Source organism: Streptomyces sp. NRRL F-525 (assembly GCF_000716605.1).
Taxonomy (GTDB): Bacteria; Actinomycetota; Actinomycetes; order Streptomycetales; family Streptomycetaceae; genus Streptomyces.
In genome coordinates this window covers 35,033-51,039 of sequence record NZ_JNXE01000007.1, presented here as the reverse complement: position 1 = coordinate 51,039, position 16,007 = coordinate 35,033, and the positions used below count along the sequence as shown (strand labels likewise).

Here is a 16,007-nt window from a genome sequence, read left to right as displayed (position 1 = left end):
GAACCCGGAGGAACTCCCACCATGCCGACCGCCCGCAGCATCGTGCTGTTCGACCTCTTCGGGGTCATCGCCCGCCACCAACTCCCTGGCGCCCTGGGCAAGATGGCCGCCCGCTGCCACACACCCACCGACGCCTTCACCACGGCCTACTGGGACTGCCGCCCGCCCTACGACGCCGGCCGGCAGTCCGCGTCCGAGTACTGGACCGCCGTACTGCGACGACTCTCCCGGTCCGCCGACCCCGACACGATCGAGGAGCTGCGCCTCACCGACATCGACAGCTGGTCGCGCGTCGACGAACGAATGGTCGCGTACGTCCTGTCCCTCCGCGATGTCGCCGAGGTCGCCCTGCTGTCCAACATCCCCTCGGACCACGCGGACGCCTTCCTCGCCGCGCAGCCCTGGCTGCGGCGTCTGGACCACGTCGCCCTCTCCGGAAAGATCAGGGCGGCGAAGCCGGACCCGGCCGCCTTCCAGCACTGCGTCGAGGCCCTGCGGGCCGCCCCGGGCGACTTCCTCTTCGTCGACGACCGCGCGGAGAACGTACGCGCCGCGCGGGCCATGGGCATGAACGGACACGTCTTCACCGGTCACGACGAGTCGGCGGCGGTCATCGACACCTGGTTGAGACGGACCGTCGGACCCGACCAGGTCTGACGGTCCACGTGCGCCGCGCGGCGGCTCGCCCGGTCCGGTCAGCCGAGCAGGGTGTCGCCCTTCACCGTGCGCGTCGAGCCGTCGGCCAGGTGCAGGGTGAGAGTGCCGGTGATGGCACCGTCGGGGTCGCCGTCGGGCCACCAGGCGGTGAAGCGGCCGTCCTGGATCGTGGCCTCGATCGTGTGCCCGTGGTCCCGTACGGTGATGCCCTCGACGTCCGAACCCGCCCAGCCCACCACGTAGTTGAGCTCCTCGTCACCGCTGCCCCGGGAGCCCAGCGTGTCCACCTTGATGTGTCCGTCGGGCTGCTGGCGCACCGGGGAGATTCCCATCGACGCGCCACCGTCCGAACCGGCCAGGCAGTAGGCCGAGACGTCGCCGCGCGTGACGACCATCGAGGCGATCTTCCCGCGCAGGTCCGCGTTGCTGATCACCGGGTCGGTGCCGGTGCCGTTCAGGTCCGTCGCGTCCAGGCACCACTTACCGGCGTCGGAGGCACGCGCGGTGGCGACGTCCATCGCCTTGGGGGCGCCGGTCCAGCTGGCCAGTTCCGAGGAGGACAGCGGGCCCGAACCGCCCATGCCGGGCACACCGCCGTTCACCGCGACCAGCGCGAGTCCGGCTGCGAACGCACCGGCCGCCGTGAAGGAGAGCCGCCGTACCAGCGGGCGGCGGAAGGTGGCGCCGACCGTACGGCCGGGGCGCTCGTCGTCGTCGAGGATGGTCCGCAGCAGCGTCTCCTCACGGTCCGTCTCCTGGGCGGACGGCGTGCGGCGCGGTGCGGCGTCGAGGTCGGCGAGGCGGGCGAGCAGGTCATTGGTCATGGGAATTCCTGGCTTCCTGTTCAGTGCGGGGAACGTGCGTGAGATGCGCATGAGGTCAGCGCGTGGAGAGGGAGAGCGCCGCCGACTCGGCGCCGGCGTGGCCCAGTTGGCCGGCCAGGCGCCGCTTCGCACGGGTCAGGCGCATCGAGTAGGAGGCCCGCGTGCAGCCCAGTACCCGCGCCGCCTCCTTCGCCGTGAGGTCCTCCCAGACGTGCAGCGCGAGGACTTCCTGATCGGCCGCGGCGAGCGCCTGCCAGGCCTCGACCAGCTCCAGCCTGCTGTCCACGCCGTCCGTCGGGTCGTGGGCGTCGGCGGTGGCGGTGCGGCCGATGTGCACGACGAGCGCGGACTGCCGGCGCATACCGCGGTTCGCGTTCAGCATCAGATTGCGGGCGGTGCCGAACAGCCACGGCCGCGCGTCCTCGGGCAGTTCGCGCCGTCGGCGCCACGCGGCGAGGAACGTCTCACCGACGACGTCGTCGACGTTCATCGGATGCGCGCGGCGGCGGACGAACCGCAGCACGTCCTCGTAGTGCGCCCGGTACACCTCGGTGAACTGGGCTTCGGTGGCAATGGGCATGTGCTTCCTTCCCTGGCGTCTGCCCCTACGTGTCCGGCGCCCTTACGGGTGCAACAGGCTTTCGGGAAAACCGCGTTGGGAAGGGGCGACGTCGGGTCGACGGCAGCACGATGTCCGGCCGGGTCACACGCCCGGGGCGTCTCCGGGCTCCAGGCGGAAGGGGCACTCAGCGGCGTGCGTCGTGGGGTCGAGGGCGCTCGGGGAACCGTCGGCCGACGCGGCACGCGTACCGCCGGCCTCGTCCGTCGGCGGGGTGAAGGCGACGTCCAGGCGGGTCAGGCCACGGAAGTTGAGGCTGCGCTGCCACTTCGGGGGCTCGGCGGTGTCGAGGCGCAGGTCGGGGAGGCGGGTGAGGAGGGCTTCCAGGACGATGGTGCCCTCCAGCCGGGCCAGTGCCGCGCCGAGGCAGAAGTGCGGGCCGTGTCCGAACGCCATGTGCCGTCCGCCGCCGGGCCGTTCGAAATCCAGCACGTGGGGATCGGGGAACACGGCAGGATCCCGGTTGGCCGCGCCGCACACCAACAGCACCGTCTGTCCTTCGGCGATGGCACGGCCCGCGAGGTCCAGGTCGTGCCGGGCGCGGCGCAGCATGAGCTGGACGGGGGCGTCGTAGCGCAGGAGTTCCTCGACCGCGGCGGGCAACAGGTCCGGCCGCTTGCGGAGTTGGTCTGCCGCATCCGGGTGGTGGAGGAGGGCGAGGGTGGCGTTGCCGATGAAGTGGGTGGTGGTCTCGTGCCCGGCGATGAGCAACAGGGCGCAGTTGGCGAGGAGTTCGTCGGCGTCCTGGCCGGTGTTCTCGGCCTGTGCGGTCACCAGGGCGCGCAGGCTGTCCGGGGCCGGCGGGGTGTCCGGGCTGGTGAGGAGCTCGCGGAAGTAGGCGAGCATGTCCGCCATGCTCTGCGAGGCCTCGCGGTTGCGGTCTGCGTCGAGGCGGGAGTTGCCGATGGCCTCGGCGACCGGTTCGGACCAGGCCGTGAGGGCGGGGCGGTCCTCCTGCGGTACGTCGAGGAGGTCGCAGATGATGGTCATCGGCAGAGGGCGGGCGAGGTCCGCGACGATGTCCATCCGCCCGGTCGGCGCCGCCTCGTCGATGATCCGGTCGACGGCCTCACTGATCCTGGCGCGGAGTGTCTCAACTGCCCGCGGGGAGAAGGCTTTGCTGATCAGGCCCCGCAGCCGGGAGTGGTCCGGGGCGTCGTTGTAGAGCATCTGACGGCTCAACACCCGGGCCAGCGGCCGCAGTTCCTCGGACACGGCCTCGATGTCGGGATAACGCACCGACGACAGCGCCGGGTTGCCCGTCGCGCTGCTGACCACTCCGTGCCCCACCGCGATCCAGGCGCTGAGGTTACGGTCCCAGAAGAGTTCGTCGGCGTTCCGCAGCTCCTCGTAGAAGTCGTAGAGGCGCTCTTGGACCTGCGGTCGAAAGGCCGGCAGCAACGAAGTAGTGGTGCGCATCGCGCCAGGCTAGATCATGTACGGACATGGCGGAGTTGCCGTCCCGGAAACAGGCTGTGTCGGTTCGATTCGCCTGTCACCCGCACCGTCACGGGCGGCGTTTCTCGTCGGCTCCCCCGAAACGCGTCTCGACGGTCGCGGCGACGACAGCCGCGGAGACGGCCAAAAGGCCGACGACGAGCGGCAGTTGGACGGCCACTCCCGTCAGGGAACCGGCCAACGCCGTTCCGGCTGAACCGGACGTGATCTTCAGGGCCGCGACCCAGATGAAGACCTGGCCGCGCGCTCCGCTCGGCGCGTACTCCGTGCGGGCCGCGAGCGTGGAGGCGAAGAAGAAGGAGTTGAGGATCCCGGTGAGGGCGTACGCCGAGACGGTCACCGTGAAGGCGGGGCTCGCGGTGACGGTGAGGAGGCCGGCGACGACGCCCAGGGCGAGGCGGCGCATCAGCCGCTCCGGGTCGCCGGTGAGCGGGAAGACCATGACGGCTATGGACCCGGTGAGGTTGCCGAGGCCGTACGCGGCGGTCAGTACGGCCGCGGTGGCCGGTGCGACGTCGAGGAGTTTCGTCAGGTGGACCGCGGTGATCGGCAGGGCGGCCACACTCAGGGCGACGGCCATCGTCAGGTAGACGGTGCGCCGCAGCGGGCCGGAGCGGGCCATCAGCGCGAGGGTCGCACCCGGCCTGAGGATCGCCGACCTGTCGCCGCCGTGGGACGGCGCGGTGAACGGCAGGAGCAGCACTCCCCCGGCCGCCGTGGCCGCCCCCAGCGCGAGGGCGAGCGCCGCCGCGGTCGGCGACACCCACCCCGACAGCGCGGCCACCAGCGACGGGCCGACCGTGCCGCCGATGCCGTAGGTCGCCACGTCCCAGCCCTGGGCCCGCCGCTGTGTGCGCAGGGGTGGCCGCGGCCCGACGATGGCGGGCAGCCGGCTGCTGATACCGCCGGTCAGCAACGGCCCGCAGGTGCCGGCCGCGGCCAGGAGCAACCCGGTGAGTACGGCAGGCGCGTGCCCGTAGGTCAGTACTCCCGCGGCCAGCGCGGTGGCGTACAGCAGGCAGGCCGCCGCGATGACCTTCCGGCCGTCCCGGGCGAGGTCCAACGGCCGTGCTACGAAGGGGCCGAGCAGGTGCGGGGCGGTGATGCAGGCGCCGAGGACTCCGGCGAGCGTCCCGGAGCCACCGGACGAGGTGACGAGCAGGACGACGGCTACTACGGCCCCGCCGTCGGCGGTGCGGGCGAGGGCCGCGGCGACGACGTAGCGCGCCAGGCCGTTGCCACCTGCTCTTCCGGGCGAGGGGTCAACTCCCCTCGCCCTGGGCGTACTTGCTGTGTGCTGCTGTCGCATGGTGGTTCGTGCTCAGGAGGTGAGGCCGAGGGTGTCCAGCGTGGCGGCGACCTCCTGGCGGGCGGTCTCGTCCAGTCCTCGCAGGGGGCGCGGCAGGTTCGGTTCGTCCGTCAGGCCGAGGTGGGAGGCGGCGGCGGAGATGACGCGCAGGCTGCCGTGGCGGCGGAACAGGGCCCACAGCGGTTCGAGCCGCTCGGACAGTTCGACCGCCTGGTCCGCGTGGCCGGCCTGGGCGGCGCGGGTGATCGCGAGGGCGGTCTCCGGGAAGGTGCCGCCGAGGACCGAATACCAGGCGTCGCAACCGGAGTTGAGGCCGCGTGCGGCCGTCCAGTCCCCGCTCACCCCGATCGTGACGGTGTCGGGAATCAGCGCACGCAACGCGGCGACACGCAGCTCGGCCTCGCGCGGGTCCTCGGGCACACCGGGGATCTTGATCGAGCCGACGTTCGGCAACTGCGCGATACGGCCGTGCAGTTCGTCGGTGAAGTGGACGTGTGTGGTGCCCGGGTTGTCGTAGACGCACAGCGGCACGGACAGTTCGCGCGTGACGTCCTCGTACAGGCCGAACACCTCGTCCTCGGTGAGGACTTGATACGTCATCGGGGCGAGCAGCACTCCGGAGGCGCCCGCCTTCTGGGCGTCCTCGGCCAGCTCCAACACGTGCGAGGTGCGCAGCGCGCCGATCCCGACGATGACGGGCGTCCCGTCGGCGGCCTCGACCGCGGTCTTCGCGGCGTGGGCGCGCTGTTCGCGGGTGAGATAGGCGTAGTTGCCGGTGGAGCCGAGCGCGCCGATGGAGTCCACACCGGCGGCGGCGAGGCGGGCGACGAGTGTCGTGTACGCGGGTTCGTCGATGCCCTGCTCGTTGGTGGGGGTGAGGGGGAAGGCGCTCAGGCCGCGGAACATGGTGGCTCCTTGAGTCGAGTGGATGGGCGGGTGATCGGGTTCGGTCAGTTGGGCGTGGAGCGCAACTCCGCGAGGACCGCGGCGAGTTCGGCGGCGAACTCCTCGGCCTGCGGCTCGGTGATGGTCGAGGAGGTGACCCGGATCGCGCCGTGGTGGGCGGCCGGATCCGGCGCGAAGAGGTGACCCGGGCGTACCGCCCAGCCCCGCTGCGCGAGGGCTGCGACCACGACGCGTGCGTCGATGTCGAGTTCGACCCACACGTTCAACCCGTCGGGCCGGTACAGGACTTCGACGCCCTGAGCACGCAGCCGCTCGACGAGCAGACCACTGCGCCCGGCGTAGAACTCCCGCGCCCGTTCGTGGAGTTCGTGGACCCGGGGATCCAACAGGAGTTCACGGGCGGCGTGTTGCAGCAGGCGGCTGACCCAGGTGGTGCCCGCGCTCAACCGTGCCTCCAGGCGCGCGGTCGTCTCGGCGTCGGCGGCGACGAGGGCGAGGCGCAGATCCGGTCCGAGGAACTTGGACACGGACCGCACCAGCGCCCAGCGCGTACTGCCCGGTGGGGTGACCCGGTGGTACGGCCGCGCGGAGACCGCCGAGAAGTGGTCGTCCTCGATCACCAGAACCTGGGGGTGTTCGGCGAGGATCGCCCGCAGGTCGGCCGCCCGTTCCTCGGTGAGGCTCGCGCCGGTCGGGTTGTGGGCGCGGGGCGTGCAGACGACCGCGCGGGCACCGGCCTCCAGGGCGGCCCGCAGCGCGTCCGGGCGCATACCGGCGCCGTCGACCGCGACGGGCGCGGAGCGGTAACCGCTCAGCCGCAGGGTTCCGATGCTCGCCAGGAAGCAGGGGTCCTCGATCGCGACCAGGTCACCGCGCGTGAGGTGAGCGTTCAGCAGCCGCTCGGTGGCGTCCACCGCTCCGTGCGTCACCAGCGTGCGGAACGGCTGGTCGATGTCCTCGGCGAAGTCGGCGCGGGCCCAGGCGTCCAGCCCCGGGTCGACGGCGGGCGCACCGTACAGCGGCGGGCTGTAGTCCCCGCGCCGGGCGGCGCCGAGCAGGTCGGGCAACAGCACCGGGTCGGGATTGCCACTGGCCAGATCGACGCAGTCACCCCCGACACCGGCACCCACACCCTCCCGCGCGAGCTGCGGCACCGCCGCGACCACCGTGCCGCCACGGCCCCGCGTCTCGGCCACGCCCGCCTCGACCAGCCGCCGGTACGCGAGGGCGACCGTGTTCCGGTTGACCCCCAGCTCGGCCGCGAGCACGCGCACCGGGGGCAGACTCGCCCGCGGTGCCAACTCGCCCGACGCGACCTGGTCCCGGACGCTGCCCGCGATCTCGGCCGCGGTGGTGCCCTTGATGCCCACGTGATCAGCTCCGCCCGTACATGGGGGTTTCGTCCTATGCCAAAGTTTGTCCTAGGCCAAAGATACGGCATGGCGGGATCGGGGGTTCATGGGTCGCGGGTTCGGGGTGAATGGGAGGGATATGTGGGTGGGTGAGAGCCGCGTCGGTCGCTGTGCGCGTCCGTCCGGAATGGCGATCGGCGCCGTCAAGCAAAGGCCTGCGGGTGGGCGAACACCCTTACGGAACAGGGCAGTTGTCTACAGCGAGACTTTCCGTTCGTCGGCCTTGAGGCCACGGAGTGTCCACAGTCCGTACAGAGCAAGCAACGGCTTCACGACCACCCACTCGCCGGGCCGGTAGTCGTCCGCGCGCACCAACCTCTCCGCCAGATCGGGGCGCTGCCGCCGCAAGTACGCGCGGGCCTTGAGCGCCTGAGCCGGCTGGGAGACGATCTTGATGCGGTCCACGTCTTCAAGCAGGGGGATCACGTTCGTGATGTTCTCCCACGTCGTCGCGCTCTGGTCCTCCAGGAGCACCGTGCCGTCGAACTCAAGCACCAACTTCGCATAGTCGGCCATCAGTTGGGCCTCCGCCGTGCCCCGGCCGGGCGCACCACCGCTGAAGATCACACGCGTCCGCCGCTCACCGTCATCGGCGATGGAACGGATGCCGGCACGGACCCGCCATCGGTTGATCACGTTCGCCGTCGCTTGGGGATTCCGGTACCCCAAGACCACCACGGCCTCCGAAGCACCCTCGCCGTTCCCCACCAGAACCCGGGACCAGCGCCAGTTCAACCACTCACCCCAGGCCAGGGCCGCCGCCCCGGCCATCGCCAGTCCCGTCCTTCGCCGCATGTGGGGACTGTAGGACACGTCAGGAGTGCGCAGCGGTCGGCTTACGCGATATGGCGGTTGATGAAACCGTGCCACACGGCAGCGGCGTGTTCCGGGGTGTCCCGGTGACCTCCCGCGAAGCCGAGGAGTTCTTTGCCGGAGCTCACGAAGGCGTCGAACAACTGGAGTTGGCCCGGGCGCGGGAAGATCTCGTCGTCCCACTGGAGGTGGAAGAGGACCGGTGCGGTGATGGCGGAGGCGTCGTTCAGGACGCGGTGCGGGGCGTGAAGTCCGGGATTGATTCCGGGAGTTGACCGCGTGCCGAACTTTCCGAACACCGCGCACCTCAGCCCCGGCCCGAGGGCGCGTACCGCGGCGAGACCGAAGCGCGTGCCCATGGACAGCCCGAAGTACGCCTGACGTGTCGGGTCGGCCGTCCCGGCGTCCACCAGGAGGTCACGAGCGGCGACCCAGTCGTCAGCCATGCGATCCAGCACCCGACCGACCCCCTCGGCGGCCATCCGGCTCTGGTACTCCACCGTCGTGAGAGCCGATGCCACCCGCTCACCGTGGAACGGCCCATCGATCGCCACGGCCGCACAGCCGGACGAGGTGATCCGGTCGGCCATCGACAAGACCCGGTCGCTGTGCCGGTGCCCGCTGCCGCCGTGCCCCAGCAGCACCAAAGGGACTGCCCCTGACCGGCCGTTCGGCGTCCACACGGTGCCAGGAATCGTCGAGAGTGGTCGCTTGATCACGAACGAGCGCCGTGTGGAGTGATCAGAGCCCGGGCGACACTCGGACCAGACCACCTGCCAGACCACCTGCTGACTCACACCGCCATCAAAGCACGGGGAAATCCAAGCCCGCCAAGCTCGTTCGTGGCTTTGACTGTTCATGGCTTCGACACTGGAAAGGGCCGTCCCCATGTCAGATCCCACTGCCGAACTCACCGCGTTCATGACGCGCTATGAGCAGGCCACCAACACCCACGACATCGACCGTGTAACGCCGTTGATCGACGCGGACGCCGTCTATTGGTTCTCCGACGGTTCCCATCGGGGCCTGGGCGAGATCACGGGAGCGATCGAGCGGACCTTCGCGGCCATCCAGGACGAGGTGTACGAAATCCGGGATCTTGAGTGGGTCGTCCTGGCCGCCGACCACGCCGTGTGCCGGTATCGCTTCTCCTGGACGGGGGTGGTCGACGGCCGGCCTCGGTCAGGACAGGGACGCGGCACGAACGTGCTCGTGAAGCGGGAGGGCGGGTGGAGGATGCGGCACGAGCACTTGAGCCCCTGATCTGCGGATCCGCTCACCGTGAGCGCGCACCGGGTCGGCCGTGCCGGCTCTCGGCCCCGCCAACCGGACGATCAGGCGGGGTTGTTGAGCGATCGCACCTCGGGAGAGACTTCTACAACACTGTAGATTGAAGCGTGTGGCCGGTACGCCGTAGCGGCCTTGCTCCCCGGGAGAAAGCAGACCTGATGTTCGGCTTGAGCGAACTGGCCGTGATCCTTCTCGTCGTCGTGGTCGTCCTCGGGATCAAGAAGCTGCCGGAGCTGACGCGTTCGGCGGGCAAGGCGACCCGGATCTTCAAGAGCGAGGCCAGGGCGCTCAAGGAGGACGACTCCCGGCGCCCCTGACGGCGTGGGGCACGACTGAGGACGGACCGCGTCGGCCTGCTGGTTGGCTGCTGGTGATCTCGCTCGCCCACCGCCCGCCTAGTCCGGCCGGGCGGCGAACAGTTCGAGGTGTGCGCAGTTGGGGCAGCGGAAGGCGTCGATCTGCCAGCGCGGTCGGCCCATCTTCTTGGCGTTGCCGAGTGGACCTCGCTCAAGGGGGCCCGCGATCCACCGGACGAACCCGCGGGAGCCCTGTCCGGAGTCCTCGGCGAAGCCCGGCTCCAACCCCACCGCACCGCATTGAGTGCACCGCAAGTTGTTCATTGAGGGAGTGTAGTGAGCGACCGCGGCAGTCGATGAGCAGGTCCCCGGGCGCGACCCGGCTCATCGGCTGCCGCGTACCGTTCGCCAACTCCCGTGACGGGAGCCGCAGTTCGGCAGCGCTGCCACAAATGGGCGGCGCCAGAAGGGCGTTCCGCACTGCGGCACCGAACTCAGGTCGCCGCCGGCCGACTTGCTCAGGCCGGTCCGCCGCACCTTGTCCAGGCCGACCGACCCACGCGGTCTCTCCCGCTACCGGTTCTCAGACACCCACGCCGAAGTCGGCGGCGATCCCCGCCAGTCCGGACGCGTAACCCTGGCCGACCGCGCGGAACTTCCACTCCGCACCGTTGCGGTACAGCTCGCCGAAGACCATCGCGGTCTCGGTCGACGCGTCCTCGGACAGGTCGTAGCGGGCGAGTTCGGCGCCGCCGGCCTGGTTGACGACGCGGATGAACGCGTTGCGGACCTGGCCGAAGGACTGCTGGCGGTTCTCGCCGTCGTGGATCGAGACCGGGAAGACGATCTTGTCGACCTCGGCCGGTACGGCGGCGAGGTCCACCTTGATGGACTCGTCGTCGCCCTCGCCCTCACCGGTGGTGTTGTCGCCGGTGTGCTCCACCGAACCCTCGGGGCTCTTGAGGTTGTTGTAGAAGACGAAGTGCTGGTCGGAGAGGACCTTGCCCGAGGCGTTGAGCAGCAGCGCCGAGGCGTCCAGGTCGAAGTCGGTGCCGGTCGTGGTGCGCACGTCCCAGCCCAGGCCGACCAGCACCGCCGTAAGCCCCGGTGCCTCCTTGCTCAGCGAAACGTTGCCACCCTTGGACAGGGAAACACCCATGACTCATTCCTCCACGCGTACCGACGGTTCGGGTCCGCGGCACGGACCCAACCAAAATCTACAACACTGTAGAAATGATCGAGGGGACGGGACGAGACAGCAGCGGACGGTACGGCCGGGCAGTGCCCCGTCGATACGATGGGACGATCGCGACCCCGCGGCGGCGCAGTGGCAAACAGGAGGGAGACGGAGCGTGGCGAGACCGGATCCGCGCCCTCAGCGGCGGGCGCAGGGCGAGTTGGAGACACAGGTGCTCACCGTCCTGCGCACGGCCGACGCACCGGTGACCGCGGCCTGGGTGCAGGAGCGCCTGGACGCCGAACTCGCGTACACGACCGTGATGACCGTGCTCAGCCGGCTCCTGGAGAAGCAGGCCGTGACCCGCGTACGGGAGGGCCGCTCGTTCGCCTGGTCGCCGGCCGCGGACGAGGCGGGACTCGCCGCGCTGAAGATGCGCAAGGTGCTCGATCGCGAACAGGACCGCCGGGCGGTGCTGGCCAGCTTCATCACCGCCCTTCCGGAGGACGACGAGCAGTTGCTGCGCGACCTGCTGGACCAGGCCGGCGACGAGTCGGCGGGCTGACGTCCCGTGGGCGTCTTCGTCTTCCTGCCACTCGTCCTGCCGTTGACGGCCTGGCCGATCGCCCACCTGGCCACCCAGCACCTCCATCCCCGCACCGCCACAGGCCTGTTGAGCGCGATGGCCGCCGTCATGGCCCTGTGCAGCACGCTCTGCCTGGGCCTGCTGATGGTGGTCGGCACCGCCCAGCTCCCGGGCAATCCGCTGCCGGACGGCTGGTCGGACCCCGAGGTGCGGGAGAGCGTGCCCCACGACGAGATCGTGGGCAAGGCCGCGATTCCCGTCCTCCTCGCCGTGCTCATGGGCTGCGGCCGAACTCTCCTGCGCCAGCGCCGAGTTCGGCGCCGGGCCCACACGGCACTCGCCGGACTGCGCGACACATCGGTCGCGGTCCTCCCCGACGACGCGCCGTACGCCTACGCCCTCCCCGGCGGCCCACGCGACCGCATCGTGGTGACCACCGCCCTGCTCGCCTGCCTCAACTCCCGTGAACGCCAAGCCCTGTTCGCCCACGAGCGGGCCCACCTCACCGCCCGGCACCACCGCCACCTGCTGATCGTCCAACTGGCCGCCCGCGCCAACCCGTTCCTGCTGCCGCTGCGCTCGGCGGTCTCCTACGTCACGGAGCGCTGGGCGGACGAGGAAGCCGCCCGGTCCGTCGGCAGCCGTAGAGCCGTCGCCCGCGCGATCGGCAAGGCGGCGCTCGTCTCCCGCGGCACGCCGGCACCGACGCTCGCGGCCCTCGCGGCGCCGGGCCCGCTCCCCCGCAGGGTCGCCGCCCTGCTGGCCCCGCCGCCCCCGGCGCGCACCTGGCCACCGCTCTTCACCGCCGTGGGTCTCGCGCTCTGGAGCGCGGCGGCGGGTGCCGCGCTGTCCGCGACGTTCTCGGCGAACTCGGCCGTGACACTGCTGCTGCTCCTGCACGCGGCGACCCCGCTCTAGGCAGCAGGTCCGCACGGGGCACGGGTCGTAGAGTCCGGCACATCCCTCTCATGGCCGACAGGACCCAACTCCCGTCGGCCACGGCGCTGTTGCGCTCAGAGAGACCGGATCACTGGCCCACCTCGTGCGGCTCCTCCGTCACGCTCTCCAGTTCGCCCGCCGTGTCAGCCGTAGGTGCTGGCTTGCGGCGCCGCCCGGTCAGGCGGGTGGCCAGGGGCTCGGTGTAGCGGGCGGTGAGCGGGCCGACGATGACCAGGATCAGCACGTACGCGGTGGCCAGGGGGCCGAGGGAGGGTTCGATACCGGCGGTGACGGCGAGTCCGGCGATGACGATGGAGAACTCGCCCCGGGCGACCAGCGTGCCGCCCGCCCGCCAGCGGCCCTTCGCCGAGATCCCGGCACGCCGGGCCGCCCAGTACCCCGTGGCGATCTTCGTGCCGGCGGTGACGACCGCGAGGGCGAGCGCGGGGAGCAGGACCGGCGGGATGCTCGCCGGGTCGGTGTGCAGGCCGAAGAAGACGAAGAACACGGCGGCGAACAGGTCCCGCAGCGGGGAGAGCAGGTTGTGCGCGCCCTCCGCGGCCTCTCCGGACAGGGCGATGCCGACGAGGAACGCGCCCACAGCGGCCGAGACTTGGAGCTGCTGGGCGAGTCCTGCGACCAGCAGGGTCAGGCCCAGCACGACCAGCAGCAGCTTCTCCGGGTCGTCGCTGGAGACGAAGCGGGAGATGTGGCGGCCGTAGCGGACCGCGACGAGCAGGACGAGTGCCGCGGCGCCTAGCGCGACGGCCAGGGTGAGGCTGCCCGCCGCGAGGCCCGTGCCGGCCAGCAGGGCGGTGATGATCGGCAGGTAGACGGCCATGGAGAGGTCTTCCAGGACCAGGACGCTGAGGATGACGGGGGTCTCGCGGTTGCCGAGACGGCCCAGGTCGCCGAGGACCTTGGCGATGACACCGGAGGAGGAGATCCAGGTGACCCCGGCCAGCACCACCGCGGCGACCGGTCCCCAGCCGAGGAGAAGGGCCATGGCCGCGCCCGGGAGCGCGTTGAGCGCGGCGTCGACGAGTCCCGCGCTGTACTGGGTCTTGAGGTTGGAGACGAGATCGCTGGCCGAGTACTCCAGGCCGAGCATCAACAGCAGCAGGATGACGCCGATCTCGGCGCCGATGGCGACGAACTCCTCGCTCGTGCCCAGGGGGAGCAACCCGCCCTCGCCGAAAGCCAGTCCGGCCAGCAGATAGAGGGGTATCGGGGAGAACTGGAAGCGCGCGGCGAACCGGCCCAGCAGTCCCAGGGCCAGGATGATCGCGCCGAACTCGATCAGGAACCTCGCGGAGGAATGCACCGGTTCACTCCCGCCCGAGTATCGCCGCGGCCGCCTCGACGCCCTCGCGCGTGCCGATCACGATCAGGGTGTCCCCGCCGGCCAGCCGGAAGTCCGGCGTGGGAGACGGCACGGCCTCGGCCCGGCGCAGTACGGCCACGATCGAGACGCCGGTCTCGGTGCGCATCCGGGTCTCGCCCAGCACGCGGCCGTTCCAGTACGAGAGCGCCGACAACTGGACGCGCTCCGCGACCAGCCCGAGTTCGGTCGTGGACAGCAGATTCGGGCTGTGGTGCGAGGGCAGCAGGGCGTCGATGAGCGCCGTGGTCTCCCCCGCGGTCAGCCGCACCGACAGGGCGCAGGCGTCCGGGTCGTCCGTGCGGTACGCGTTCAGCGTGCGCTCGCCGTCCCGGTGCGCGACCACCGAGACACGACGCTGCTCACGCGTCGTCAGGTCGTACCGGACACCGATCCCCGGCAACGGCGTACTGCTCACGCGTGGAGTACCCATGTGTGTCTCCCTGTCCTCTCTGTCCGAATCCGATGCGCTGTCCCACTCCGATCGTGTCAGTCGCGGGAGTCGGCGTGATCAGGAGGGGGCGCCGATTATTCGGGACGAGTCCGCACAACTGTCCCGGACGAGAGCGCGACGCACGGCCCGACCCTCACTGCCCGCCCGTCACACCAGGCGCCTGATCTCCCCGCGCACCCGGTAGAAGCCGGCCGAGGAGGAATGCAGCGCGTCCACCACGTAGCGCGCTCCGGGCTCGCGTATCGCACGCGGGAACTGGACGTTCCAGCCCTGCTCATAGCCCTCGGAGACCACATGGACCCGCACGCGGCCGCCTTGCTCGAAGCACTCCACGACGACTCCGCTCCCGGCCGCGGGCACGGCGCTCACCGTGGCGACGGACGCGGCGGTGGTCAGCGGTGCGTACGTCGGCATGGCGGCCGCCAGCTTGATGTCCGCGGCGACCGGGACGGTGCCCGACTGGGCGGCGGTGATCGCGGCCTCGCTCGCGTCGATGCAGGCGAGCGAGCCGTCCGTGGAGACGATGTACAGCCGTTCGTCGTGGTACTGCATCGAGAGCGCCGAACCGCCGCCCGTGCCGAGCTTCCACAGCCGGGTGCCGTCGGCGGTGAAGCAGTAGACGGAGGACGCCGAGTCGCCCGCGAAGACGTACCTGCCACCGGCGGACGTGGCGCACGAGTACACGGCGGCATCGCACTGGTACGAGGCCTCGATGGCCCCGGAGGACTTCGCGAGGCGCTGGACGACCCGCCGTCCGGTCCCGGCGTAGACCGCGTGCTCCTCCTGCCAGCCGAACAGCACGTTGCCGTCGGTCGCGGTGTGCCAGAGCTGTCTGGCGCCGTCCGCCGCGTAGGCCGTCACACCCTGGCTGTGCCCGTGGTAGACGGCGTGGTCGTCGGCCCGCACCATCCAGGCGTTGTCCCCGGACGAGTTGCGGGACCACTGGAGTTCGTCCTCGTGGTCGATGACCGTCAGGCCGCCGTTGCGGTCCGAGACGTTCAGCACGCCCGCGTGGATGTCCAGCCAGAAGATGTCGACCTCGGCCGCGATGTCGTAGGCCGCGAACGGCACCTTCGAGGAGAGGTCGTACACCCGGCCGTCGTCGCAGCCCGCGTAGATCCAGAAGTCGTCGGCCACCAGGCACTTGACGCCGTCGGGCAGGGAGTAGTGGGCCAGCACCTCACCGTCGTGGCTCAGGTTGTAGACGCTGCCGTGCTGGTTGCCGACCCAGCAGCGGTCCTCGTCCACGTGGATGCCGAACGCCGAGGCCCCGGTGCGGAACCGCCACAGCACCGGGGCGGTCGCCCGCGCCGTCGACGGGGCGGACGTCACCTGACGGCGCGTCACGGGGCGGGCCGCGCGCTGCCCTTGGACCGCGGGCGCGTACCCCTTGCGTACCTTCTCGGCTATCTTCTTCGCCGCTGCCGCCTGCGCCTTCTCTGCGGTCGGAAAGGCGGAGGTCTGGTGCTGCCCGTCGACGCCGATCCGGCCGTAGCGCACGTGGACGGTGGTCGCCTCGACAGTCACCTCGTAGAACTTGTGGGCGCCACCACTCTCCTGAGACAGCTCCAGGTACGTCGTGTTCCCCGACTGTCGTGTCTGCGCAGCGGACACAGCACACCCCTCCCCAAAGGCCCGGTCGGCCGGTGCGGCCGATCTTCAGTGACTCCAAACTAGTGGTGACCACTGACATCGCCGTCCGGGGGCCGCTCGTTCCAGGGACCGGCAGTTCCTCGCCGGAGTCCAGGTGGTCCGTGGCCTCCAGCAGGTCGCGGGTAGAGTTCCCCGGCGTCGGGAGCTGCGTGCGCTGTGCCGTGCCCGTTCCCACCGTGTCGGGGCCGACGAAGCCCCCGGCGAGGTCCGACCGTTGACGTCGGTCCGCCAGC

General features: G+C 70.8%; 18 protein-coding genes. 5 read left to right on the top strand and 13 right to left on the bottom strand.

What is annotated here, in order from left to right:
• Positions 1–21 precede the first annotated feature (21 nt).
• On the top strand, positions 22–657 hold the full coding sequence (locus tag OO69_RS12560) for an HAD family hydrolase (RefSeq protein WP_033280637.1): 636 nt from the start codon (positions 22–24) through the stop codon (positions 655–657).
• Positions 658–695: 38 nt separating this feature from the next.
• Here the strand turns inward: OO69_RS12560 and OO69_RS12555 are convergent, their stop codons facing one another.
• From OO69_RS12555 to OO69_RS12520, 8 genes are all read right to left on the bottom strand, one after another.
• Positions 696–1,481, bottom strand: coding sequence for a hypothetical protein (locus OO69_RS12555; protein WP_033280636.1), 786 nt, complete (start codon positions 1,479–1,481; stop codon positions 696–698).
• A 55-nt stretch (positions 1,482–1,536) separates the two neighbouring features.
• Positions 1,537–2,061: an RNA polymerase sigma factor gene (locus tag OO69_RS12550; RefSeq protein WP_033280635.1), complete on the bottom strand. Its 525-nt coding sequence runs from the start codon at positions 2,059–2,061 to the stop codon at positions 1,537–1,539.
• Positions 2,062–2,184: 123 nt separating this feature from the next.
• Positions 2,185–3,519, bottom strand: coding sequence for a cytochrome P450 (locus OO69_RS12545; RefSeq protein WP_033280634.1), 1,335 nt, complete (start codon positions 3,517–3,519; stop codon positions 2,185–2,187).
• A gap of 88 nt (positions 3,520–3,607) precedes the next feature.
• The gene (locus OO69_RS12540) at positions 3,608–4,867 is read right to left on the bottom strand and encodes an MFS transporter (RefSeq protein ID WP_234444420.1); all 1,260 of its coding nucleotides are present in this window, start codon (positions 4,865–4,867) and stop codon (positions 3,608–3,610) included.
• A gap of 12 nt (positions 4,868–4,879) precedes the next feature.
• Complete coding sequence (locus OO69_RS12535) at positions 4,880–5,773, bottom strand: dihydrodipicolinate synthase family protein (RefSeq protein ID WP_033280633.1); 894 nt, start codon at positions 5,771–5,773, stop codon at positions 4,880–4,882.
• Between the two features lie 44 nt (positions 5,774–5,817).
• Positions 5,818–7,143, bottom strand: coding sequence for an aminotransferase class I/II-fold pyridoxal phosphate-dependent enzyme (locus OO69_RS12530; protein ID WP_033280632.1), 1,326 nt, complete (start codon positions 7,141–7,143; stop codon positions 5,818–5,820).
• Positions 7,144–7,380: 237 nt separating this feature from the next.
• A complete protein-coding gene (locus OO69_RS12525) occupies positions 7,381–7,980 on the bottom strand; it encodes a YdcF family protein (RefSeq protein ID WP_033280631.1) in 600 nt (199 codons plus the stop codon).
• A gap of 41 nt (positions 7,981–8,021) precedes the next feature.
• Entirely contained in the window at positions 8,022–8,642 is a 621-nt protein-coding gene (locus tag OO69_RS12520) for a dienelactone hydrolase family protein (protein ID WP_033280630.1), read from the bottom strand.
• Between the two features lie 244 nt (positions 8,643–8,886).
• Here OO69_RS12520 and OO69_RS12515 point away from each other — a divergent pair, with 244 nt between their 5' ends.
• Together OO69_RS12515 and OO69_RS12510 are read left to right on the top strand one after the other, a co-directional pair.
• Entirely contained in the window at positions 8,887–9,261 is a 375-nt protein-coding gene (locus tag OO69_RS12515; RefSeq protein WP_106971018.1) for a YybH family protein, read from the top strand.
• Between the two features lie 185 nt (positions 9,262–9,446).
• Complete coding sequence (locus OO69_RS12510) at positions 9,447–9,605, top strand: twin-arginine translocase TatA/TatE family subunit (RefSeq protein WP_019059608.1); 159 nt, start codon at positions 9,447–9,449, stop codon at positions 9,603–9,605.
• A 78-nt stretch (positions 9,606–9,683) separates the two neighbouring features.
• On the opposite strand, the gene OO69_RS12505 is transcribed toward OO69_RS12510, so the two are convergent.
• Both OO69_RS12505 and OO69_RS12500 read right to left on the bottom strand, forming a co-directional pair.
• Positions 9,684–9,908, bottom strand: a complete 225-nt coding sequence (locus OO69_RS12505) for a hypothetical protein (protein WP_033280629.1) — start codon at positions 9,906–9,908, stop codon at positions 9,684–9,686.
• 259 nt (positions 9,909–10,167) lie between these two features.
• A complete protein-coding gene (locus OO69_RS12500) occupies positions 10,168–10,743 on the bottom strand; it encodes a TerD family protein (RefSeq protein WP_033280628.1) in 576 nt (191 codons plus the stop codon).
• 193 nt (positions 10,744–10,936) lie between these two features.
• Between OO69_RS12500 and OO69_RS12495 the strand changes: the two genes are divergently transcribed.
• Complete coding sequence (locus OO69_RS12495) at positions 10,937–11,326, top strand: BlaI/MecI/CopY family transcriptional regulator (protein WP_033280627.1); 390 nt, start codon at positions 10,937–10,939, stop codon at positions 11,324–11,326.
• Positions 11,327–11,332: 6 nt separating this feature from the next.
• Entirely contained in the window at positions 11,333–12,265 is a 933-nt protein-coding gene (locus OO69_RS12490) for a M56 family metallopeptidase (protein ID WP_033280626.1), read from the top strand.
• Positions 12,266–12,374: 109 nt separating this feature from the next.
• Here OO69_RS12490 and OO69_RS12485 read toward each other — a convergent pair whose 3' ends face one another.
• The 3 genes from OO69_RS12485 to OO69_RS12475 form a co-directional block, all read right to left on the bottom strand.
• Positions 12,375–13,610, bottom strand: a complete 1,236-nt coding sequence (locus OO69_RS12485; RefSeq protein ID WP_033280625.1) for a cation:proton antiporter — start codon at positions 13,608–13,610, stop codon at positions 12,375–12,377.
• 4 nt (positions 13,611–13,614) lie between these two features.
• Positions 13,615–14,100: a cation:proton antiporter regulatory subunit gene (locus OO69_RS12480; protein ID WP_078652399.1), complete on the bottom strand. Its 486-nt coding sequence runs from the start codon at positions 14,098–14,100 to the stop codon at positions 13,615–13,617.
• A gap of 168 nt (positions 14,101–14,268) precedes the next feature.
• Positions 14,269–15,735 carry a WGR domain-containing protein gene (locus OO69_RS12475; protein WP_033280623.1) on the bottom strand — a complete coding sequence of 489 codons (1,467 nt, stop codon included), beginning with the start codon at positions 15,733–15,735 and terminating at the stop codon, positions 14,269–14,271.
• Positions 15,736–16,007: the final 272 nt, after the last annotated feature.